We start from the raw sequence: 19701 nt of genomic DNA on the forward strand, positions 1-19701 counted from the left end.
GCCGCCGGGCCGATGCTCACCCGTACGGCGGTACCGGGGGCGGACTGCGCCGTCCGCGCCCGCCCCGGGCCGGGCGTGCGCCCGATACTCCGTCAGGTCCGTTGCGGTGAAAGGGCGTTGACCCTAGCAGATTCGGGCATATGCCCGAGGATTATGCCGGAATCCGCCCACGATCGGATGGACCGGACTAGCGTTACGTCCCGCAGAGGTTACCGCGAGTGAGTGCGGTGACACACGTGTGCCCTGCCACGGGTACGGCCTGAGGGGTGCGGACGGTGCCGGGAATCGATGACTGCCTTGCCGAGGCGATGGGCGTGCCGGGTGCCCTCGGGGTCAGCCTGGTCGACTGGACCAGCGGCCTCGCGCTCGGCACCGCCGGCGAGGGGCCCGGCGGCGACCACGAGGCCGGGGCCGCCGACGCCACCGAGCTGGCCCGGGCGGTCACCCAGAGCGCCTCGTTCGCCGACCCGGCCGCCGGGACGGCGGCCGCCGAGGACCTGATCCTCAGCTCGGCCGGTGCCTACCACCTGGTCCGCTTCCTCGAGACGGACTTCGACAGCAGCCTGATCCTCTACCTCCGGCTCGACCGCGAGCGCTCCAACCTGGCCCTGGCCAGGCTCCGGCTCGCCGGCATAGCCGCCCGGCTGGTGCTGGACTGATGGCCGTCACCCTGCACGCCCCCGCCCACCGGCTGCCGCACCGGCACCGCACCGGCTGCGCCCCCGCCCGCTCGATCGAGGCGGCCCTGGCCGACCTGGCCGGCTCCCGCGCCACCGGCGCCCTGTACGGCAGCGCGGGCACCCTGCACCTCGCCGACGGCGCGGTGGTGGACGCCGAGAGCCCGGCCGCGCCGGGAGTCCGGGCCCTGCTCACCGGCTGCGGCCGGCTGACCGGCGCCGAGTGGGCCGAGCAGCTGGACGCCGCCCTGAACACCGGCCGCACCATGGCCGAGCAGCTGGTCGAGTCCGGCCGGGTGAGCGCCGGGGAGCTCCAACTCTGCCAGCTCACCGCGGTGTTGGACGCCGCGTACATCGTCCTGAGCCGGTCCGGCGACGAGATCAGGTTCGCCCCCGCCCCCACCCCGCTGTTCACCCTGGCCAGACCCATGGGCGTCCGGGAGCTGCGGGTGGCGGTCGGCCGCAGACGGGTGCTGCTCGACCGGGTCTGGCCGTCACCGCTGCTGGACTCGGCCGCCGTCCGCCGCCGCTCCGGCGCCGTGCCGCGCGGCTGCACCCGGCGGCGCCGGGCCGTGCTGGAGGCCGCCGACGGGCTCCGCACCCCGGCCGAGATCGCGCTGCTGCTGGGGCGGTCGGCCTTCGGCACCGTGCTGGACATCCGGCACCTGGCGGCCCGGGGGCTGATCGAACCGGCCACCGCCCCTGCGCCCGCCGCACCGGCACCCGCAGCCGCGCCGGTGGCCGCGGCGCCGCTCGACCCGTCCGATCCGTACGTCGCCCTGCTGCTCAGGATCCGAGCCGGCCTGGAGGCCCGACTGTGAGTGTTCCGCCCGTCCGTACCGTCCGCCCTCTCGAGTCATGAAGCGCACCTTGCGACAGTTCACCGGCCGCCGGCCACCCACCCTGATCGATCCCGAGCTGCTCGCCGACCCCGGCCTGACCGACGAACTGCGCGGGCTGCGGGCCAGAGTGCCGCACCTGACCGGCAGTCTGGTCGCCACCACCGACGGCCTGGTGGTCGCCCACGACACCCGGGGCCTGGAGCCGTCCGGGGTCGCGGCGCTCACCGCGGCCGCGCTCGGGGTCGGCGCACGGCTCGCCGAGGCCACCGGGCAGGGCGAGTTCCGCGAGCTGCTCACCCGGGGCGAGCTCGGCTACACCGCCACCTACGCGGCGGGCACCTTCGTGGTGCTCACCCTGCTCGCCGGGCCGGACGCCAACATCGGCCGCCTGCACCTGGAGGCCCGCCGGGCCGGGCGCCGGATCGCCGAGCTCTCCGACGCCGCGCTGGCCCGCCACGACCACGACTGACCTTCCGCCGTACCTCTCCTCAGTACCTCTCCCCAGTACTTCACCCCAGAAGGAGCGCACCACCATGGCCAACACCGAGTCCGCCCTCAAGGACGTCATGAGCTCGATCGACGGCGCCATCGGCGTCGCCCTGGTCGACTACAACAGCGGCATGGCGCTCGGCACTTTGGGCGGCACCGCCGAGCTGGACCTGAATGTGGCCGCCGCCGGGAACACCGACGTGGTCCGCGCCAAGGTCCGAGCCCTGGAGCTGCTCAACCTCAAGGAGGCGATCGAGGACATCCTGATCACCCTGAGCAGCCAGTACCACCTGATCCGCCCACTCACCGGGCGCTCGGGGAAGGGTCTGTTCCTCTATCTGGCACTCGACCGCAGCCGGGCCAACCTCGCCATGGCCCGGCACCAGCTCAAGCGGATCGAAGCGGAGCTGGAGGTCTGACCGACCGTCACGGCCCGGCGCTCTCCGGCCGCAGGCTCCCCCTGCGGCCGGAGCCGTCAGGGCAGCTGCCACCTGACCTCGCCGTCCTGCACCTCGGCCGTCGGCAGCAGCCCGGCCGAGGCCGCGACGGCGGCGGAGGCCCGGTGGTCCGGGTGGACGTGGGCGATCACGGTCCGGACGCCCTGTCCGCCCAGCCAGCCGACCAGGGCCCGGGCGGCCTCGGTCGCGATCCCCCGCCCCTGCCAGGGCGTCCCCACCACCCAGGCGATCTCCGCCGTGCTCCCCCGCTCCCCCGCCGTGACGGTCGCCTGCACCGTACCGGCCAGGCAGCCGTCGGCCTCGAGCCGGAGCACCCAGTTGCACCACGACACCGCCGGATCCGGCGAGCCGGCCGTCATCCGCCCGTAGCGCGCCCGCAGCTCCGCCGGGCTCAGCGGCACCCCGCCGATGAAGACGTGCAGACCCGGGTCAGCCAGTACGGCGGCCATCTCCTCGCTGTGCTCGACCAGCAGCGGCAGCATCGACATCCTGGCGGTGCGGACGGTCTCGGCGACGATCACAAGTACTCCAGTCCGTGGGCGTCCACCGAGTATGCCCGCCCCCCGGCGCCTAACCGGTCCTGATGGACCCTTCGCTCACCGTCACGCTCCACCGATCCCGGCGCAGCAGCTCCTCGGCGGTGCAGGTCTGATCCATGTCCACGACCAGGCACAGATTGAGGCCCTGGTCGTCGCGCTGCACCGCCGCCGTCAGGTCGCAGCTGCCCCGGAGCCCCGACCCGGCGTCGATCCCAAGCTCGATGTAGCGGCCTTCGGTCGCCGCCCGTACCACCGACAGAGAGCTCTCCCCGACGGTCCGGACCAGGAAATCCCACGAGACGGCGGTGGACGCGGTGGCGCAGCCGTAGTCGGGGGCGGCGTGGTCGATCCCGTCGGCGGTCGCGGTGTGGTCGGCCGACACGTGCAGGCGGGCGCCGGCGTCGTTGCCCCAGTCGCCCACCAGCTCGCTCTGCTGGATCACCGTGCTCGGCCCGCCCGCGCCCGCGCAGGCGGTGCAACCCAGCGCCACGACCCCGAACACCGCGACCGTCCGCAGCCGCCTGCCGATCATGTCCGCCCCCGTTCCCTCGACGGGAGCAGCCTCTCAGGTTTATTGAACATGTTCAATACTGATCTGTGCGCCGGGCCGGTGTCGGCGGGCTGTGGCAGATTTGGCGGGTGAGCACCGGCAGCCCCGTATCCGCGCAGCGCCTGCAGGACCTGGCGCGGCTGCGCAGGGTCCGCGACCGGATCGACCGGGAGTACGCGCAGCCGCTGGACGTCGAGGCGCTGGCGCGCGGGGTGCACGTGTCGGCCGGGCATCTGAGCCGGGAGTTCCGGCTGGCCTACGGTGAGTCGCCGTACAGCTATCTGATGACCCGGCGGATCGAGCGGGCGATGGCCCTGCTGCGCCGGGGCGACCTCAGCGTCACCGAGGTCTGCTTCGAGGTCGGCTGCTCCTCGCTCGGCACCTTCAGCACCCGGTTCACCGAGCTGGTCGGGGTGCCGCCCAGCACGTACCGGCGGGAGGCCGCGGGCCTGCGCGGGGAGATGCCGCCGTGCGTGGCGAAGCAGGTCACCAGACCGATCAGGAATCGAGAAGCGCCGGTCAACGGGTCGGATTAGCGTGGCGGCCATGGACATCACCATTCACACCACGTTCCTCCCGCACCAGGACCCGGACGCCTCGCTCGCCTTCTACCGCGACGTCCTCGGCTTCGAGGTCCGCAACGACGTCGCCTACGGCGGGATGCGCTGGATCACGGTCGGCCCGGTGGGCCAGCCCGGCACCTCGATCGTGCTGGAGCCGCCGGCCCTGGACCCCGGCCTGACCGAGGACGAGCGGCGCAGCATCGTCGAGATGATGGCCAAGGGCAGCTATGCCCGGGTCATCCTGGCCACCCCCGACCTGGACGGCACCTTCGCCAAGATCCAGGCCGAGGGCGTCGACGTCGTACAGGAGCCGGTGGAGCAGCCGTACGGCGTCCGCGACTGCGCCTTCCGCGACCCGGCGGGCAACCTGATCCGGATCAACGAGGTCCGCTGACCCCTCCCCCCGCCCGGCCGCAGTGCCGTCGGACCCCCGGTGCCGGAGCCGGGGGTCCCGGCCTGGGTGCGCCACGCGGGGCGCGATCGGGCGGCGGACCGTCCGGAGCTGGTTAGATCAGGCCCGCGAGGCCGACGGGGACCGCGAGGGCGGCCCGTCCAGGGGACGGAGAGACGATGAGCAAGGCCAAGAGAACCGACACGCCGTCAACTGCGCCGCACGGTGCCGACAGCCACGACCTGATCCGGGTGCACGGCGCGCGGGTGAACAACCTCAAGGACGTCAGCATCGAGATCCCGAAACGCCGGCTGACGGTGTTCACCGGGGTCTCCGGCTCGGGCAAGAGCTCGCTGGTGTTCGGCACCATCGCCGCCGAGTCGCAGCGGCTGATCAACGAGACCTACAGCGCCTTCGTCCAGGGCTTCATGCCGACGCTGGCCCGGCCCGAGGTGGACGTCCTGGAGGGGCTGACCACCGCGATCATCGTCGACCAGGAGCGGCTGGGCGCCGACCCCCGCTCGACGGTCGGCACCGCGACCGACGCCAACGCGATGCTGCGGATCCTGTTCAGCCGGCTCGGCAAGCCGCACATCGGCTCGCCCAACGCGTACTCCTTCAACGTCGCGTCCGTCCGGGCCAGCGGGGCGATCACGGTCGAGCGCGCCGGGGCCAAGACGGTGAAGGCGAGCTTCAACCGCACCGGCGGCATGTGCCCGCGCTGCGAGGGGCGCGGCTCGGTCTCCGACATCGACCTGGCCGAGCTCTTCGACGACACCAAGTCGCTCGCCCAGGGCGCGATCACCGTCCCGGGCTACTCCACCGACGGCCACTGGACGGTGCGGATCTTCACCGAGTCGGGCTTCCTCGACCCGGACAAGCCGATCCGCAAGTACACCAAGAAGGAGATGCAGGACTTCCTCTACCACGAGCCGGTCAAGGTGAAGGTCAACGGCATCAACCTCACCTACGAGGGGCTGGTCCCGAAGATCCAGAAGTCCATGCTCTCCAAGGACAGGGAGGCGCTGCAGCCGCACATCCGCGCCTTCGTGGACCGCGCGGTCACCTTCGCCACCTGCCCCGACTGCGACGGCACCCGGCTCAGCCCGGGGGCCAGGTCGTCGAAGATCAGGAAGATCAGCATCGCCGACGCCTGCCGGATGCAGATCAGCGACCTGGCCGACTGGGTCCGGGACCTGGACGAGCCCTCGGTGGCGCCGCTGCTGACCAAGCTCCGGCAGACGCTCGACTCGTTCGTGGAGATCGGCCTCGGCTACCTCTCGCTCGACCGGCCCTCGGGCACGCTCTCCGGCGGCGAGGCGCAGCGGGTCAAGATGATCCGCCACCTCGGCTCCTCGCTCACCGACGTCACCTACGTCTTCGACGAGCCCACCATCGGCCTGCACCCGCACGACATCCAGCGGATGAACGAGCTGCTGCTGCGCCTGCGCGACAAGGGCAACACCGTCCTGGTGGTCGAGCACAAGCCGGAGGCGATCGCGATCGCCGACCACGTGGTCGACCTCGGCCCGGCCGCCGGTACGGCGGGCGGCACCATCTGCTTCGAGGGCACCGTCGAGGACCTGCGGAACAGCGACACCACCACCGGCCGCCACCTGGACGACCGCGCCGCCGTCAAGGAGGAGGTGCGCAAGCCCACCGGCACGCTGGAGGTGCGCGGGGCGAAGGCGCACAACCTGCGCGACGTGGACGTCGACATCCCGCTCGGGGTGCTGGTGGTCGTCACCGGGGTGGCCGGCTCCGGCAAGAGCTCCCTGGTGCACGGGTCGATCCCGGCCGGGGCGGGTGTGGTCTCGGTCGACCAGGGTGCGATCAAGGGGTCCCGCCGGAGCAACCCGGCCACCTACACCGGGCTGCTGGAGCCGATCCGGAAGGCGTTCGCCAAGGCCAACGGCGTGAAGCCGGCCCTGTTCAGCGCGAACTCCGAGGGCGCCTGCCCGGCCTGCAACGGCGCCGGTGTCATCTACACCGACCTGGCGATGATGGCCGGGGTCGCCACCACCTGCGAGGAGTGCGAGGGCAAGCGGTTCCTGGCCTCGGTGCTGGACTACCACCTCGGCGGCCGCGACATCAGCGAGGTGCTGGCGATGTCGGTGACCGAGGCCGAGGAGTTCTTCGGCGCGGGCGAGGCGCGCACCCCGGCCGCCCACACCATCCTGGGCCGGCTCGCCGACGTCGGGCTCGGCTACCTGACCCTCGGTCAGCCGCTGCCGACCCTCTCCGGCGGCGAGCGGCAGCGGCTGAAGCTGGCCACCCACATGGCGGAGCAGGGCGGGGTGTACGTCCTGGACGAGCCGACCGCCGGTCTGCACCTCGCCGACGTCGAGCAACTGCTCGGCCTGCTCGACCGGTTGGTCGACTCCGGCAAGTCGGTGATCGTGGTCGAGCACCACCAGGCCGTGATGGCCCACGCCGACTGGATCATCGACCTCGGCCCCGGCGCCGGCCACGAGGGCGGCCGGGTGGTCTTCGAGGGCACCCCCGCCGACCTCACCGCCGCCCGCTCCACCCTGACCGGCCGGCACCTCGCCGACTACGTGGGCGCCTGATCCGCCCGGGGGGCGGGGCATCCGTGCCCCGCCCCCCGGCGTGTCCGGGGCCGACCGGCTCAGGGCCGGTCGTACGGGCGGGTCATGATCTCCATGTTGTGGCCGGACGGGTCGACGAAGTAGGCGCCCCGGCCGCCGAACCAGGTGTTGGTCCGGCCCGGGTCGGTGTGGTGGGGGTCCGCGAAGTAGGTGACCCCGAGGGCCTCCAGGCGGCCGATCATCGCGGCGAAGCCGTCGTCGGGGACCAGGAAGGCGTAGTGCTGGGACTGGATCGGCTCGTCGCGCAGCTCGTAGTAGTCGAGCGTCACTCCGTTGCCGAGGTCCACGGGCAGGAACGGGCCGAACGGGGCGCCGACCTCGAGGCCGAGGACGGCGGCGAGGAACTCGGCCGACAACTGGCGGTCTGCGGCGTAGACCGCGGTGTGGTCGAGCCGGACGGTGCCGGCGGAAGGGCTCTGCTGGTCGTGCTGCTGGTCGTGCGGCATCTCTGAAGTCTCTCCGGGTCTCGGGTCCGCTGGAACGGGGCGCCGCACAGGGCGCCGGGAGCGAGGACAGGAGAGGAGCAGGCGGGGCTCGGGCCCGCCCCGGGCTCACGCCAGGACCGGGTGCCCCACTCGTGCATGGCCCAAGGCCGACCCGGTAGTCACCCGACCGACCCTAGCCGCCGACCCCCGCCGGGGCAACGTCCGCCCGCACCACGGAGGTTGCCGGTCGGTCAGGAACCTTTCTCCTGGCGGCAGTTGGTGCCGATCCCGTTATCCGTTCGCCGCCGCACCGGGATCCGCCGCGACGGACCGTGCGGGTACGGTCGTGGCCGGGATCGGGGGGAGACATGTCCATGCGTGGTGCGGTCTTACGGGTACTGCTGGCGTTCGTGGTGCTGGTCGTCACCGGCCTGGGGTGGACCGGCTGGCGGATCCACAGCCGGTTGCACCCCGAGCCGCCGGACGTGGCGGCGGTCGCCGGGGCGGCGCCCACGCTGACCGCCCATCAGCAGGCGGCGGCGTTCTCCGACCTGCTGGCGGCGCAGCTGCGGGCCGCCACCCCGTGGGCAGCCTTCCAGGACAGCTCGGTCGCCGACCTGTGCCGAACGGTGCTGGTGGCTCCGAGGCGGTCCGCCGCCCCGCAGTGGTCGCCGGTGGGCTGCTCCCGGACCACCGTGGTCTACGTCGCCTTCGACGGCGACCTCGAGCAACGGCTGGCCGACCTCGACCGGACCATGGTCGGACTCCGCTGGACACCGGGCCCGTCGGACGGTTCGGACCCGGGCGCGGGCCTGGTCCGGCAGCTGCACCGGGACGGCCCGAACTCGGTCGCCGTCCACCACCACCCCACCGGAGCGCCGCCCGACGACCCGGCGGCCGCCGTCCTGACCGTCGCGGTCGCCGACCGGCCGGCGGCGGGCAGCGGCCTGCCGCTGGTCCCGGGCAGCTGGGACGACTGGCACGGCGTCGGCGACGCGGACGGCCGACCGGACCCGGGCCGGCCGAACCGATCCGACCGCGCCGTGGTCCTCGACTGGCGGCGCGTGGACGGCATCGAACTCTCCGCCCGGGCCCACGCCCGCCACCGCTACCTGGCCGCCTTCGGCCTCAGCCAGGTGTACACCACCGTCTGACCGGGGCCCGGGCTCCGAGGCCCCGGGCTCAGGCGCAGGCGTACGTGAACGAGACGCCCGCCGACTGGGCGTCCGGGGTGAGGACCTCCAGGGTGGCGGTGGCGTCCATCTCGCCCTGGCCGTGGAAGGACCAGCGGAGTACCAGTTCGGTGCTGTGGCGGCCGCGCGGGACCCGCTGGACCAGTTCGCCGGAGTCCGTGCCGTCGCTGCGGCGCCAGTGGTAGGTGACGTCGCCACCGCCGCCGTCGGTCAGCAGGGTGGCCTTGATCGCCTGGGTGCCGTCGCAGCCGAGCGGGGCGGGGTCGGTCTCCACCGCCACCGAGCTGACGGTCAGTGGGCGAGCGTAGTGCTTCCAGGCCAGGTAGCCGAGCGCGGCGAGCAGCAGCAGGAGCGGGACGACCAGCCACCGCCAACGGCGGCGCTTGCGGGGCGGTTCGGCGGTCCCGTGCCAGACCGCGGCGGCCTGCGGCGGTACGCCGGGGCCGAACCGCCGCAGGCCGTCCGGACCGACCGGGCCGGGGTCGGGCTGCGGCGGCGGCTGGTGCTGGTGCGACTGCTGATGCGGCTGGTGCTGGTGCGGCTGCTGGACCTCGGCGGGGTCGGCCGCGGTGCTCTCGGTGGCGGGGGTCCACACCTCGGGGTCGAGGAAGGTCGCGCTCTCGAAGCCGACCGCCTCCCCCGGCATCCGCAGCTGCACGGTGCTGCCGGCCGGAGGCGGGCCGAGCCGGACGGTCGAGGCGGCGGGCTCGTCCTGGCCCAGCCGGACCGTCAGTTCCGCCGCCCCCGCCGCACCCTGGGCGGCCGCCACCGCCGCCGGATCGAGCCGCAGGTGGACCGTCGGCTCCGGCCCGGCCACCGGACCGCCGAGCCGGACGGTGTGTTCCGGCAGCTCGGCCGGCCCAACAGGTGCAGCGGGCTCGACAGGCGCGGTCGGCGCGGCGGCCGCGGTCGGCGCAGCGGGCTTCGACCGCCGTACCGGGCCGAGCGCGACGGCGGGTGGGGTGGGCTCGGCAGGCTCCTCGTCCTGCTTGCCGAGGCGAACGGTGCGGTCCGGTTCGGACGCCGGTGGAATGGTCATGCCGGTCCTGCTCTCAGCGTCTCAGCGGGGCGGGTTGCACGTGATGGTGTCCAGCGTGTACGTCGAGCCCTGGCCGCCCTGGGTCGCGGCAGGCGTGCTGTTCAGCCTGACGGTCAGTGAGCGGGCGGCGCCGAACGGCATCGAGTCGCTGAACTTGACGGTCCGTTGGCCCTTGGGCAGCGGCACCGTGTGGGTGGTCGGGAACCGGGAGTTGCTGCTGGTCCAGGTGAGCGTGAGCACGCCGTCGGCGGCCCCGTCGGTGCCGACCGTGCCGGAGACGGTCATGTACGAGGGCGAGCAGCTCGCCCCGCCCCTGATGTACAGCACCGTCAGGACGGGCGCGGGGACGGTGGGCGTGAGGGTCGGCGTGGGCGGGACGGACGTCGGCGTGACGGTGGCGGTCACGGTCGGAGCGGTCGTCGGCTTGGGGGTCTTGGTGCCGGACGACGGCGGCGCCGCCACGGTGGCCGAGCTGGACGCGCTCGCCTCCGCGGTGGAGGCCGAAACGGACGGCGAGACCGAGGGCGAGGCCGAGGGATCGGCCGGGGCGCTCGGCGTCCCGCTGTCGGACGGCGCGGGCCCGGCGGCCGCGCCGAGCGTGGTGGTCGCCTTGGGGAGGGCCACCTCCGTGCTCCCGGCCGAGCCGGGCGCCCCGGCGACGGCGACCCCCGCCATCGTCCCGGCCACCAGCACCACCCCGACGGCCGCACTGGCCAGCTTGGCCCGCTTCCCGAACCGGGCCGGCCCGCTCACCGCCTGCTGCAGCGTGGTGGTGGCGAACGAGGTGCCGCCCGCCGACTGCGCCCCACCGTACGGCAGCAGCATCGGCAGCAGCGCGACCAGCGCGGCCAGCCGGTGCCGGCCCCTGGCCTCCCAGTCCGGCCCGTACGCGGCGCCCGCCACCGCCTCCAACTGCTCGACCAGCAGGGCGGCCCGGTCCGGCCGCTGCTGCGGGGACTTGGCCAGCCCGGCCAGGATCAGCGGGCGCAGCGGCTCGGGCGCCAGCTCCGCCGGGATCTCCGCCTCGGTGTGCTGGACGGCCAGTTCGATCAGCGTGGTGCCGGCGTAGGGCTTGGCGCCGGTGAGGCACTCGAAGAAGGTCGCGGTCGCGGCGTAGACGTCGCCGGAGGGGGCGGCGGGGTGGCCGGCCCACTGCTCGGGGGCCATGTACGCGGGGGTGCCGGCGATCGCGCCGGTGGAGCCGTTGCGGACGGCGATGCCGAAGTCGACCAGCTTCGACGAGCCGTCGGTGGCCACCAGGACGTTGCCGGGCTTGTAGTCGCGGTGCACCACGCCCGCCTCGTGCGCGGCGACCAGGCCGAGCAGCGAGCCCTTGAGCACGGTGAGCGCCGCCTCGGGGCCGGTGGCGCCCTCGGCCCGGAGCAGGTCGCGCAGGGAGATGCCGTCGACCAGCTCCATCACGATCGCGGGGCCGTAGGGGCTCTCCACGTACTCGTAGAGCTGGGCGATGTACGGCGAGCGCAGCGCGCCGAGCAGTTCGGCCTCGGCTCGGAAGCCCTGGTGGTCGGCGGAGTCGCCGGCCAGGTACTTGACGGCCACCGGGGTGCCGGTGGCCCGGTGGTGGGCCAGTACCACCCGGCCCGCCGCGCCCGCGCCCAGCTCGCGCACGTGGTCGTAGTCCGGGAGTTCCCACCGCCGGTCCTGCGGGCCGGGGCCCCGGCCGGCCGTGCCTATCGCTTCATCCACCTGATCCACCCCCGTGAGGTCGGTCCACCCAGTGCTGTGGCCACCGAGAGTGACGCGGCCGGCGGCCGGAGGGTTCCGGCCCGCGGGCGATGATAGGTCACAACTTCACTGCTCCGTGTACTTCTTACCCGCTCGATCGCCCCCCAGGGCAGGCGCGGCACGGATCCTTCGTGGTCACTGTCCGTCGCCCCGCCCGGCCCGGACCCGGAATTCCGTTGCCCGCGCCTGCAGCCGCACCCGATCATCCTGGGCATGGACCTCCCCCTGCCCCTGATCGAGCTGGACGAACTGACGCTGCGCCGATTCGTCGAGGCGGACCTCCCGGAGTTCCTCCGGGTCATCGAGGAGTCGCTGGAGCACCTGCGGCCCTGGATGGCCTGGGTGTCCGAGCACAGCGCCACCAGGACCGCCGACTTCCTGGCCCGCCGCGCCGAATGCTGGGCGACGGGCGAGGAGTTCACCTACGCGATCCTGCTGGACGGGGCCGTCGTCGGCGCCGCCGGGCTGTTCCGCCGCGAGACCACCGAGGCCGGCGGACGCGAGATCGGCTACTGGCTGCACCCCGCCGCCACCGGTCGCGGGCTGGCCACCCGGACCGCCGGGGCCCTGACCGAGCAGGCCTTCCGGCTGTCCGGGACGGAGTTCGTCGAGATCGTCCACGACTCGGCCAACCTGGCCAGCGGCGCCGTCCCGGCCCGCCTGGGCTACACCCGCCACCTCCGCCGAGCCGTCGAGCGGATCGCCCCGGCCGAGACCGGCGAGGACCAGGTCTGGCGCCTGACCCGCCCTCGGGCGGACCCGGTATGACCGACCGATAGGGTCCGGTCCATGCGATCAGGGATATGCCCCAGGTGCGGTTCCGCCGCCGTCCACAACGCGCAGGGCGCGATCCTGCGGAACCAGGAGGCGAAGATCACGATCAGGACCGGAGGGCTGGGCTGGTCGTCGGCGGAATCGGACGACTACGTCTGCACGGCCTGCGGGTACTTCGAGCAGTACTTCAGCCCGGGGAAGACCCTGGAGCGGATCGCCAGGACCTGGCGGCACGTCACCCCCGGCGACCGGCCCCGGCCCGAGGCCGGACCGGACCAGGGCTGACCCGCCCGGCCGACGGTCCGGCGCTACTCCGGCCGGGGCGCGGCGACCCCGTCCACCACCTCCTGGCAGACGTCGCGCAGCTTCAGGTTCCGGCTCTGCGAGGCGCGGCGCAGCAGGGCGAACGCGTCCTGGGCGCTGCAGTGCTGTCGGGCCATCAGGATGCCGATGGCCTGGTCGACGACGGCCCGGGTGTCCACCGCGCGGTTCATGTCCGCGACCGTCCTGCGGGCCTCCTCGGCGACCTCGCCCAGCCGGAGGATGCCGCCCAGGTGCTCGGCGAGCGGGCGGGCCCGCTGGCGCAGCGGGCCGAGTCCGTCCGGTGAGCTGCCGTAGAGGGTGAGCGCCGCGCGGGCGCCGTGGCGGCGCTGGCGGAGCATCGGCAGGGCCAGCGCGAAGGTGATCGCCGGGCCGGTCAGCAACTCCTCCCAGCGGGGCTCGCCGGTCCGGGCCCTGGCCACGAACTCCCGGCCCTGCCGGAGTGCCTCCAGGGTGGGCCCGGTGCCCAGCCGGCGCTGCAACGTGTCGGTGGCCAGGGCGACCTGGCCGTGGTGGACCAGAGTGGTCGGGCCGACCCGGCCCCGGGCCATCAGGCTGGCCGCCGTGACCCCGGGCAGCCGGTCCAGCGCCTGGCCGAGCGCACCGGCCAGCACCTCGTCCAGCACGATCTGGGCGTCCCCCTGCGGGGACGCGACGGTCCGCGGCGGGCCGCCGACCGCTCTGGGCGGGCGGCTCCCGGGGTCGGAGGAACGCGGTCTGCCGCCGATGTCGGAGGAGCGCGGGTGGACGGACGAAGTGCCGTACGGCGAGAGGGACATGACCAGCCTCGGAGACGAGCGACGACGGACGACGGACAGCGGTCGGCCGCCCCGCTCCCCCGGGCGGCCGGAACCTCGCCCCGGGGCCGGCCGACGGGTCGGCCGGCCCCGGGAGCGGGGTCACGGGTGTCAGACTTCGAGCACCCGGATCGACGGGTGGTCGACGGTGTGCAGGTAGAGCTTCTCCTTGCTGCCCTCCTGCTCCAGCTCCAGCAGCAGCCGGTAGTGGTACACCCCCGGCCTGGCGGTGCTCAGGACGGTGCCCGCCCAGTAGTAGTAGACCGGCGTGTAGGGCGAGCGCATCCGGTCCGGCATGCCGTAGATCTTGAGTTCGGTGCAGAGCTTCTGCTCCGCGACGTCCTCCTCGTCACCCTGTTCGGTGTCCAGGAAGACGATGTTGTTGATCTTCGGCATGGGCGGCCAGGTCCCGTCCAGCCGTCGCTCCATGTCCAGCGGGCGGATGATCCAGTTCAGCACCTGCCCCTGCTTGCAGACGGTCTGCAGGTTGTGCGCCCCCTGCCCCTGGCCGCCGATGCTGTTGTCCATCATGTAGATCGCGTCGGTCAGCGACCCGCCGGCCGTCGCCCGCTCCATGTTGATCAGCGTCACGATGTTGAGCTGGACCGAGTTGAGCTGGCCCGGGTTCTGCTTCTCGATCGTGCCGCGGGACTTCTCGGTGTACGTCTGGTGCGTCGTCATGGCTCCTCCTCAGCCGATCAGGGCGGGCGTCAGGGTGGTGGTGACCGCCTCGGCCCGGGTGCCCAGCAGGAAGCTGATCCGGTACGGGACGGGCTCGGCCGAGTCCTTCTTCACCGTGGCGGTCCAGTACGCCACGTCGGTGCCCGGGTAGACCTTGCGCTCGGGTTCGCAGAACTCCGGGTCGATCTCGATCCCGGCGATGCCGACGTACGCCTCGCACTCCAGCGCCAGGACGTTCCACAGCAGCTGGTCGCCGCGGTGGACCTTGGTCCGGAGCTCCTCGGTGCCCAGGCCGGTGGAGCCGGCCGCCCGGTTGGTGTCGTACAGGTAGAGATTGCCCTGCATGCTGCGGGACGCCAGCGCGCCCACACAGTCCACCACTGCGGTGATGGAGACCGGCCGCTTCGGAACGGGTGCCGGCTGCCTCGGTTTGGTGGCCATCTGTCTCTCCTTGTCCGGCCGTGATTCGGGGGCTACAGCGGGAAGGTGACCGGCGCGACGGGCAGCGGCCCCATCCCGGCCTTGGTGAAGCCGTTGCGCTTGGGACCGCTGGTGACCTTGATCCGCGACTCGCAGCTGAGGTTGACCGGCTGCCAGACCCACGCCCCGTCGCGCTCGACCAGGTCGTGGATCTGGATGTCCATGGTGTAGCTGTAGGTGCCGGGCCTGGAGCTGTCCACGGTCGCGGACCAGTACCAACCGTCGGTCACCAGGTCCGGGGAGCCGTACTCCGCCGGGTACATGATCTTCTGGTCGACCGCCTCACCGACGATGTCGGTGATGATCGGGGCGGGCACCGAGTGCACCGAGGCACCGGCGTCCGTCACGATCTGCCCGGTGACGTCCAGGACCTTGCGTCCGGCCGGCCCGCCGGCCCGCAGGGTGCTGCTCACCGGCGTGCCGACGTTGCGGCGGATCCGCGACAGCTCCGCCGCCGACCCGGCCCCGGTCCCCGCCGGGGCGGACCCGAGCTCCGCCAGCTCCCGGAGCGCCTGCTGGTCGCTCTGCCGCGCGCGCTGCACCTGGTAGCCGCGCGGCACCGTCGGCGGGATCGAACCGAGCGAGTAGGGAAGCCAGTTGAGCACCAGTTCGGTGCCCTGCGAGCCGTCGTTCCAGTACGAGCCGTTCAGCACCGTGACCAGGTCGCCGGTGCCCTCGCCCTCGGAGCCGTGCAGCTTCATGTTGTCGAAGAGGTAGACGTTGTCGTCGAGGGTCCGGGACGCCAGCGCGTTGCCGACGTCCACGAGCACGATGATCGCGAGTTGCTGGGTCATGCGTCCGCCCTCCGGGTCAGTTCTGCGGCCCGCCGCACAGCAGTGCGGGGGTGTCGAGCTCGAACAGGCTGTGCGGGCCCTCGTGCATCCGCAGTTCCAGCCGGTACCGGTAGGGCACCCCCGGTGTCATCCAGGGCGGGACCACGGCGGTCCAGTCGTCCAGATCGAGCTGTTCACCGGCGGACGACTCACCGGCGGGGGGTGCGCCGTCCGCCGCCGGGGGCTCGGCGGCCGCCGGCCGGCCCTCCGGGTCGAGGAAGGTGATGCTCCTGATCTCGACCGGTGTCTGCAGGTCGACGGCCAGGACCGACCAGCCGACCACCTGGCCGGGGCTGACCACAGTGCACAGTTCGGTGGTGCCCTGGCCGGTGCTGCGCAGTGCGCTGTCGTCCACGATGCTGAGGTTCCCGTTGTGCAGGGTGTCGTCGGACAGCGCGCCGATGACGTCCACCAGGACGACGATGTTGACCTTCGGTTTCATTGCTTCCCCTCTGGGTGGGGCCGGTCCGACCGTTCGGGCCGGACCGGGCGGGTGCTGCGAAGTGCGGTGTGCGGTGGGCGTGTTGCCCGTCGCGCGGGTGGTGCGACCCGGTTGCTAGCCCCGGTCCCGGACCAGCGGCACCTTGCCGATCGCGGTCCGCTCGATCTCGGCGGACGCCCGGCCCACCAGCTGGATCCGGAAGCTGTAGCCCGTCTTCTCGATCGAGGCCGGGTTGGCCTCGCCGTGGTTGAACAGCGAGAGCGACTGCGGGAGGGCGTCGACGAACACCCGGTGCACCAGGTGCGGGCCGACGGCCACGTCCAGCTGGTAGCTCAGCCCGGCGACGTCGTCGACCGAGGCCAGCAGGACCAGTGACCTGCTCTCCCGGTGGTTCACGAACTGGACGTCGTGGGCCAGCTCACCCAGGTCGGGCCCGCCGGCCAGCCGGAGCTGCTCGAACACCGCGTCGCAGGCCCGCGCGGCGGAGTACTGGCTGTCGTTCAGGTGCAGCACCTCACCGGTCCGGCCGGCGAACTCGAACTGCTGGGTCCTCAGGTGCGGTCCGTCCAGCCGGGGCCGGCGGACCATCCGGTCGCCGAGCTTGAGCCGCAGCAGCGGCGCCTCGTGCCCGTGCAACCGGGTCACCACCAGTTCGCCCTCCTCGCCCTCGGCCACCCAGCGGCCCTGCTCGTCCACGATCTCGACCACGTGCAGGCCCGGAACCGCCGCCAACACCGGCGATTCGGCCCGCAGTTGGAGACCGATGGTCTCGGCCTGGGTGGCCGCGAAGTAGCTCAGCACCGCCACCTTCGGGAAGACCGAGAGCAGCTCGGCCCGCTTCCGCTGGGAGAGCACCCCGCTGCCGTAGAGCGCCACCCGGAAGCTCTCCCTGGCCTCCCGGCCCATCCCGGCGCCGAGCTCGCTCAGGATCGCGATGCCCGCGGTGATCCCCATCAGCGCCTTGGGCCCCGGGTAGCCGAACATGTGCTCAAGCACCGGTGCGGTGACCGGCCCCGCGCCGATGTAGTTGACCCCGGGCACCTGCTGGAGCACCCCGCCGACCATGGTGCCGCTGCTCCACATCTGGTAGTCCGCCAGGGTGGTGTACAGCCACTTGGGGTCGCTGCCGGCCAGGTAGTGGGCGAGCTGGTGCTCCCCCATGAAACGGCCGGCGATCTCGTAGGTGTCACGCAGCTCGCCGAGCGGGTAGACGGTCTCCAGCGGCTGCCCGCCGCTGGTGCCGCCGCTCGCCACGATCTCGAAGCCGCCCTCGCCGATCGGCACCACCATGCCCGGCCGCGCGCCCATGAAGAAGTCCCGCTGGAGTTCCTTGTCGGACAACGGGACGCGCTGCCACGCCTCCCAGTCGGCCGGCGCGCCGGTCACCCCGGCACCGGCCAGTCGGCTCCGCCAGAGCGGGTTCAGCAGCACCGTGTTGACGAGCTGCTGGACCCGGCGCAGCGCCAGCGCGTCCTGGACCCGGTGCGAGACCTGGCTGTACGAGGTCTGGCAGACCCGCTCGCACTCGCGCAGCTTGGAGGCGAAGGTGGGCAGCAGCCGGATCGCGTCCACGCTCTCCGGCTTCACCTCCCAGTCCGGGATCAGCCAGTTGGCCAACTCCTCGGCGCTGCCGGGCGTGAGCACGCCCTGGGCGTTCGGGGCGAAGCCCGGGGCCGGTACGGTGTCCGTCATCGGTTTCCCTTCCCATTGAGCTGGATGTCCTGTCCCGCGGACCGGATCTCGCGCAGCAGCATCCGGAAGTGCTCGGTGCTGGTCTCGTGGTTCATCAGCACCACCCGGAGGGCGGCGGTGCCGTCGATGTCGACCTTGGAGATGAAGAAGGTTCCGTCCCGCTTCACCCGGTTGCGGATCGCCACCTGGAGCCGGTGCAGCTCGCGGCGGTCCGCCGGGCCGGTCCCGGTCAGCCCGGCCGGCCGGTACCGGAAGCACAGGATGTTGGCCTCCGGCTCGTGCAGGGCCTCGAAGTCGGGCTGCTCCAGCAGGACTTGGTGGGCCTGGCCGGTGGTGCGGCAGAGCTGCTCGATCTTCTCCGCGAACAGCGCCCGGCCGTGGACCGCCCAGAGCGCCCAGAGCGCCATGATCATCGGCCGCTTGGTGCACTCGAAGGTCTCGCCGCCGCTGTCGAGCGCGGTGTAGAGGTCCGGCTCCTCGTCGAACACGTAGCTGGCCTGCTGCCGGAACGCTCCGAGGCCCTGCTCCCGGTCCCGGTAGAACAGCAGCGTGCAGGGCGCCGGGACGAACATCATCTTGTGCGCGTCCCAGGCCAGCGAATCCGCCTTCTCGATGCCGCGCAGCTTGGGGCGGAGCCGGTCCGACACCAACAGGCTCGCCCCGTGCGCCCCGTCCACGTGCAGCCAGGCGCCGCGCCGGTGCGCCAGGTCCGCGAGTTCGTCCAGCGGGTCGAAGGCGCCCACCGACGTGGTGCCGGCCGAGGCCACCACGCAGAACACCTGCAGCCCGCGCCGTTCGGCGGCGGCCAGCACCGCCTCGGCCCGGTCGGGGCAGACCTGCCGCCTCGCGTTGAGCGGGAGCCGGACGATCTGCGCCTCCCCGATGCCCAGCACCCCGGCCGCCCGGGAGACGCTGTAGTGCACGTCCTCCCCCACCGCGATCGCCGGGCGGCCCGACCCGACCGGCCCGGGGCCGCCGCCCTCCCAGAAGTCCGGGAACGCCCTGTTCCTGGCCGCCAGCAGCGCCGTCAGGTTCGCCAGCGAGCCGCCGGAGGTGGTCACCATGCCGAAGCCGCCGGCCGGCCAGCCAATGAAGGCGTTCAACTCCTCGGCCATGATCTGCTCTGCCACGTTGGGCAGTTGGGCCGCCTCGTAGAAGGAGGAGGGCTGGTTGACCATCGAGGTGACGAAGTCGATGACGCCCGCGAGCGGGACCACGCCGGAGAACTGACGGCCCATCGCCCCGGGCGAATGGACCGCGATGCCGGTCCTGAGGTACAGGTCGATGATCCCGGCGAGCTTCTCCTCGTCGAAATCCGCGATCCGCTCCCGCTCGGTGGTCATCAAGGCTCGGGCCGCCCGGGAGAGCACCGTGGGATCGACCAGTTCGAGCCCGCGGACGGAACGGTCGGAAAGGTATTTCTCAAGAATCGCCACCGCCGTTTCGGAGTTCTCCCGAAACAGCCGCCCATCGAACACTTCTTTCATTTCGTCGTCCACGTACGACTTGGTCACGAGTGACCCCCCTTGAACGTGTCCGGCCCGCGCACCCGTGACCGCCGCGCCAACGGGGCCGGTACGCGAACCACCCTCCGGACACCCGTGCCGGAGGAGCCGGTCGACGCGGCTGCCACCTGCGCGCCGAAGACCGGACATGAGAAGTGCTGGTCGGGGATCCGGCCTTGACCCACCTGGGGTTGCCGGTGTCCGCGGCGGGGCTGTGTGGCCGACGGGGCCACGAGCCGATCATCGCCGTTTCACTGTGAGCGGTACCACGCGCCGAGTTCAGGCGGTGGTTCGGACCGGGGTACAGCAACTGCCAATCGAGCGGTATTCGAACGGGCTTGAGCGGTTGCACCGTCACCCCCGGCAACCACCCCGAGCCCGACCACGTCGTAATAGTAGCCAGGCACATTCAGGATGTAATTCGAACCAGGCAGGGGCCGCCACAATGGCCGGAACCCGGCGGACGGGCCCCCGAGTGGCCTACGAGGCCGTCTTGTGGCCGGGCCCCGACTCGGCGACCATGCGAGCCCCGACGCCACCGCCCGGACACCGGGCCTCGCCGGAGCGCCCCGGCGGAGCTCGCCGCCCGCCGGGTAAAGCTTTCGTCTGACGAGGGATCATCTGCCGTCAGTCACTGGGGAAATGCGACACGTGG

The 19701-nt window shown here is 72.7% G+C and carries 22 protein-coding genes; 10 read left to right on the top strand and 12 right to left on the bottom strand.

Going from position 1 to position 19701, the window contains the following annotated elements; translation table 11 throughout:
- The first annotated feature begins 275 nt into the window (after nt 1-275).
- The 4 genes from ABT118_RS06015 to ABT118_RS06030 all read left to right on the top strand — a co-directional run bounded on the left by ABT118_RS06015 (nt 276) and on the right by ABT118_RS06030 (nt 2427).
- Complete coding sequence (locus ABT118_RS06015; RefSeq protein ID WP_350645240.1) at nt 276-659, top strand: hypothetical protein; 384 nt, start codon at nt 276-278, stop codon at nt 657-659.
- Nucleotides 659-1498 (top strand): transcriptional regulator, encoded by an 840-nt coding sequence (locus ABT118_RS06020; RefSeq protein WP_350645242.1) that lies wholly within the window; start codon nt 659-661, stop codon nt 1496-1498. The genes ABT118_RS06015 and ABT118_RS06020 overlap by 1 nt, the downstream gene beginning before the upstream one ends.
- A gap of 37 nt (nt 1499-1535) precedes the next feature.
- The gene (locus ABT118_RS06025; protein ID WP_350645243.1) at nt 1536-1988 is read left to right on the top strand and encodes a roadblock/LC7 domain-containing protein; all 453 of its coding nucleotides are present in this window, start codon (nt 1536-1538) and stop codon (nt 1986-1988) included.
- 64 nt (nt 1989-2052) lie between these two features.
- A complete protein-coding gene (locus tag ABT118_RS06030) occupies nt 2053-2427 on the top strand; it encodes a roadblock/LC7 domain-containing protein (protein WP_350645245.1) in 375 nt (124 codons plus the stop codon).
- A gap of 56 nt (nt 2428-2483) precedes the next feature.
- Here ABT118_RS06030 and ABT118_RS06035 read toward each other — a convergent pair whose 3' ends face one another.
- Entirely contained in the window at nt 2484-2954 is a 471-nt protein-coding gene (locus tag ABT118_RS06035) for a GNAT family N-acetyltransferase (protein WP_350646281.1), read from the bottom strand.
- A gap of 82 nt (nt 2955-3036) precedes the next feature.
- Nucleotides 3037-3537, bottom strand: a complete 501-nt coding sequence (locus tag ABT118_RS06040) for a hypothetical protein (RefSeq protein ID WP_350645246.1) — start codon at nt 3535-3537, stop codon at nt 3037-3039.
- A 107-nt stretch (nt 3538-3644) separates the two neighbouring features.
- Here ABT118_RS06040 and ABT118_RS06045 point away from each other — a divergent pair, with 107 nt between their 5' ends.
- The 3 genes from ABT118_RS06045 (at nt 3645) to ABT118_RS06055 (ending at nt 7079) form a co-directional block, all read left to right on the top strand.
- A complete protein-coding gene (locus ABT118_RS06045) occupies nt 3645-4091 on the top strand; it encodes a helix-turn-helix transcriptional regulator (RefSeq protein ID WP_350645248.1) in 447 nt (148 codons plus the stop codon).
- A 10-nt stretch (nt 4092-4101) separates the two neighbouring features.
- Nucleotides 4102-4512, top strand: a complete 411-nt coding sequence (locus tag ABT118_RS06050; RefSeq protein WP_350645250.1) for a VOC family protein — start codon at nt 4102-4104, stop codon at nt 4510-4512.
- A 176-nt stretch (nt 4513-4688) separates the two neighbouring features.
- The gene (locus tag ABT118_RS06055; RefSeq protein ID WP_350645252.1) at nt 4689-7079 is read left to right on the top strand and encodes an ATP-binding cassette domain-containing protein; all 2391 of its coding nucleotides are present in this window, start codon (nt 4689-4691) and stop codon (nt 7077-7079) included.
- A 59-nt stretch (nt 7080-7138) separates the two neighbouring features.
- Here ABT118_RS06055 and ABT118_RS06060 read toward each other — a convergent pair whose 3' ends face one another.
- Nucleotides 7139-7564, bottom strand: coding sequence for a VOC family protein (locus ABT118_RS06060; RefSeq protein ID WP_350645254.1), 426 nt, complete (start codon nt 7562-7564; stop codon nt 7139-7141).
- A gap of 353 nt (nt 7565-7917) precedes the next feature.
- Between ABT118_RS06060 and ABT118_RS06065 the strand changes: the two genes are divergently transcribed.
- A complete protein-coding gene (locus ABT118_RS06065) occupies nt 7918-8697 on the top strand; it encodes a hypothetical protein (RefSeq protein ID WP_350645256.1) in 780 nt (259 codons plus the stop codon).
- Nucleotides 8698-8725: 28 nt separating this feature from the next.
- Here ABT118_RS06065 and ABT118_RS06070 read toward each other — a convergent pair whose 3' ends face one another.
- Both ABT118_RS06070 and ABT118_RS06075 read right to left on the bottom strand, forming a co-directional pair.
- Nucleotides 8726-9775 carry a hypothetical protein gene (locus tag ABT118_RS06070; RefSeq protein ID WP_350645257.1) on the bottom strand — a complete coding sequence of 350 codons (1050 nt, stop codon included), beginning with the start codon at nt 9773-9775 and terminating at the stop codon, nt 8726-8728.
- A 21-nt stretch (nt 9776-9796) separates the two neighbouring features.
- Entirely contained in the window at nt 9797-11482 is a 1686-nt protein-coding gene (locus tag ABT118_RS06075) for a serine/threonine-protein kinase (RefSeq protein WP_350645258.1), read from the bottom strand.
- A 252-nt stretch (nt 11483-11734) separates the two neighbouring features.
- Between ABT118_RS06075 and ABT118_RS06080 the strand changes: the two genes are divergently transcribed.
- Nucleotides 11735-12289 carry a GNAT family N-acetyltransferase gene (locus tag ABT118_RS06080; protein WP_350645260.1) on the top strand — a complete coding sequence of 185 codons (555 nt, stop codon included), beginning with the start codon at nt 11735-11737 and terminating at the stop codon, nt 12287-12289.
- A gap of 21 nt (nt 12290-12310) precedes the next feature.
- Nucleotides 12311-12580 (top strand): hypothetical protein, encoded by a 270-nt coding sequence (locus ABT118_RS06085; RefSeq protein ID WP_350645262.1) that lies wholly within the window; start codon nt 12311-12313, stop codon nt 12578-12580.
- A 23-nt stretch (nt 12581-12603) separates the two neighbouring features.
- Here the strand turns inward: ABT118_RS06085 and ABT118_RS06090 are convergent, their stop codons facing one another.
- From ABT118_RS06090 to ABT118_RS06120, 7 genes are all read right to left on the bottom strand, one after another.
- The gene (locus ABT118_RS06090; RefSeq protein ID WP_350645263.1) at nt 12604-13395 is read right to left on the bottom strand and encodes an ANTAR domain-containing protein; all 792 of its coding nucleotides are present in this window, start codon (nt 13393-13395) and stop codon (nt 12604-12606) included.
- Nucleotides 13396-13524: 129 nt separating this feature from the next.
- Nucleotides 13525-14094 carry a DUF8788 domain-containing protein gene (locus ABT118_RS06095; protein ID WP_350645264.1) on the bottom strand — a complete coding sequence of 190 codons (570 nt, stop codon included), beginning with the start codon at nt 14092-14094 and terminating at the stop codon, nt 13525-13527.
- Nucleotides 14095-14103: 9 nt separating this feature from the next.
- The gene (locus ABT118_RS06100) at nt 14104-14535 is read right to left on the bottom strand and encodes a DUF8788 domain-containing protein (protein WP_350645266.1); all 432 of its coding nucleotides are present in this window, start codon (nt 14533-14535) and stop codon (nt 14104-14106) included.
- Nucleotides 14536-14567: 32 nt separating this feature from the next.
- Nucleotides 14568-15368, bottom strand: coding sequence for a DUF8788 domain-containing protein (locus tag ABT118_RS06105; RefSeq protein ID WP_350645268.1), 801 nt, complete (start codon nt 15366-15368; stop codon nt 14568-14570).
- A 16-nt stretch (nt 15369-15384) separates the two neighbouring features.
- Nucleotides 15385-15849 carry a DUF8788 domain-containing protein gene (locus tag ABT118_RS06110; RefSeq protein ID WP_350645269.1) on the bottom strand — a complete coding sequence of 155 codons (465 nt, stop codon included), beginning with the start codon at nt 15847-15849 and terminating at the stop codon, nt 15385-15387.
- Nucleotides 15850-15963: 114 nt separating this feature from the next.
- Nucleotides 15964-17541 (bottom strand): phenylacetate--CoA ligase family protein, encoded by a 1578-nt coding sequence (locus ABT118_RS06115; RefSeq protein WP_350645270.1) that lies wholly within the window; start codon nt 17539-17541, stop codon nt 15964-15966.
- Entirely contained in the window at nt 17538-18884 is a 1347-nt protein-coding gene (locus ABT118_RS06120; RefSeq protein WP_350645271.1) for a pyridoxal phosphate-dependent decarboxylase family protein, read from the bottom strand. Before ABT118_RS06120 ends, ABT118_RS06115 begins: the two co-directional genes overlap by 4 nt.
- Nucleotides 18885-19701 lie beyond the last annotated feature (817 nt).

This window comes from Kitasatospora sp. NPDC002040 (genome assembly GCF_040296785.1).
Lineage (GTDB): Bacteria > Actinomycetota > Actinomycetes > Streptomycetales > Streptomycetaceae > Kitasatospora.

Coding starts and splice junctions, on each gene's coding strand:
- ABT118_RS06020 (WP_350645242.1), top strand. CDS start 659: ATGGCCGTCACCCTGCACGCCCCCGCCCACCGGCTGCCGCACCGGCAC.
- ABT118_RS06025 (WP_350645243.1), top strand. CDS start 1,536: ATGAAGCGCACCTTGCGACAGTTCACCGGCCGCCGGCCACCCACCCTG.
- ABT118_RS06030 (WP_350645245.1), top strand. CDS start 2,053: ATGGCCAACACCGAGTCCGCCCTCAAGGACGTCATGAGCTCGATCGAC.
- ABT118_RS06035 (WP_350646281.1), bottom strand. CDS start 2,954: ATGTCGATGCTGCCGCTGCTGGTCGAGCACAGCGAGGAGATGGCCGCC.
- ABT118_RS06040 (WP_350645246.1), bottom strand. CDS start 3,537: ATGATCGGCAGGCGGCTGCGGACGGTCGCGGTGTTCGGGGTCGTGGCG.
- ABT118_RS06050 (WP_350645250.1), top strand. CDS start 4,102: ATGGACATCACCATTCACACCACGTTCCTCCCGCACCAGGACCCGGAC.
- ABT118_RS06055 (WP_350645252.1), top strand. CDS start 4,689: ATGAGCAAGGCCAAGAGAACCGACACGCCGTCAACTGCGCCGCACGGT.
- ABT118_RS06060 (WP_350645254.1), bottom strand. CDS start 7,564: ATGCCGCACGACCAGCAGCACGACCAGCAGAGCCCTTCCGCCGGCACC.
- ABT118_RS06065 (WP_350645256.1), top strand. CDS start 7,918: ATGCGTGGTGCGGTCTTACGGGTACTGCTGGCGTTCGTGGTGCTGGTC.
- ABT118_RS06070 (WP_350645257.1), bottom strand. CDS start 9,775: ATGACCATTCCACCGGCGTCCGAACCGGACCGCACCGTTCGCCTCGGC.
- ABT118_RS06080 (WP_350645260.1), top strand. CDS start 11,735: ATGGACCTCCCCCTGCCCCTGATCGAGCTGGACGAACTGACGCTGCGC.
- ABT118_RS06085 (WP_350645262.1), top strand. CDS start 12,311: ATGCGATCAGGGATATGCCCCAGGTGCGGTTCCGCCGCCGTCCACAAC.
- ABT118_RS06090 (WP_350645263.1), bottom strand. CDS start 13,395: ATGTCCCTCTCGCCGTACGGCACTTCGTCCGTCCACCCGCGCTCCTCC.
- ABT118_RS06095 (WP_350645264.1), bottom strand. CDS start 14,094: ATGACGACGCACCAGACGTACACCGAGAAGTCCCGCGGCACGATCGAG.
- ABT118_RS06100 (WP_350645266.1), bottom strand. CDS start 14,535: ATGGCCACCAAACCGAGGCAGCCGGCACCCGTTCCGAAGCGGCCGGTC.
- ABT118_RS06105 (WP_350645268.1), bottom strand. CDS start 15,368: ATGACCCAGCAACTCGCGATCATCGTGCTCGTGGACGTCGGCAACGCG.
- ABT118_RS06110 (WP_350645269.1), bottom strand. CDS start 15,849: ATGAAACCGAAGGTCAACATCGTCGTCCTGGTGGACGTCATCGGCGCG.
- ABT118_RS06115 (WP_350645270.1), bottom strand. CDS start 17,541: ATGACGGACACCGTACCGGCCCCGGGCTTCGCCCCGAACGCCCAGGGC.
- ABT118_RS06120 (WP_350645271.1), bottom strand. CDS start 18,884: ATGACCACCGAGCGGGAGCGGATCGCGGATTTCGACGAGGAGAAGCTC.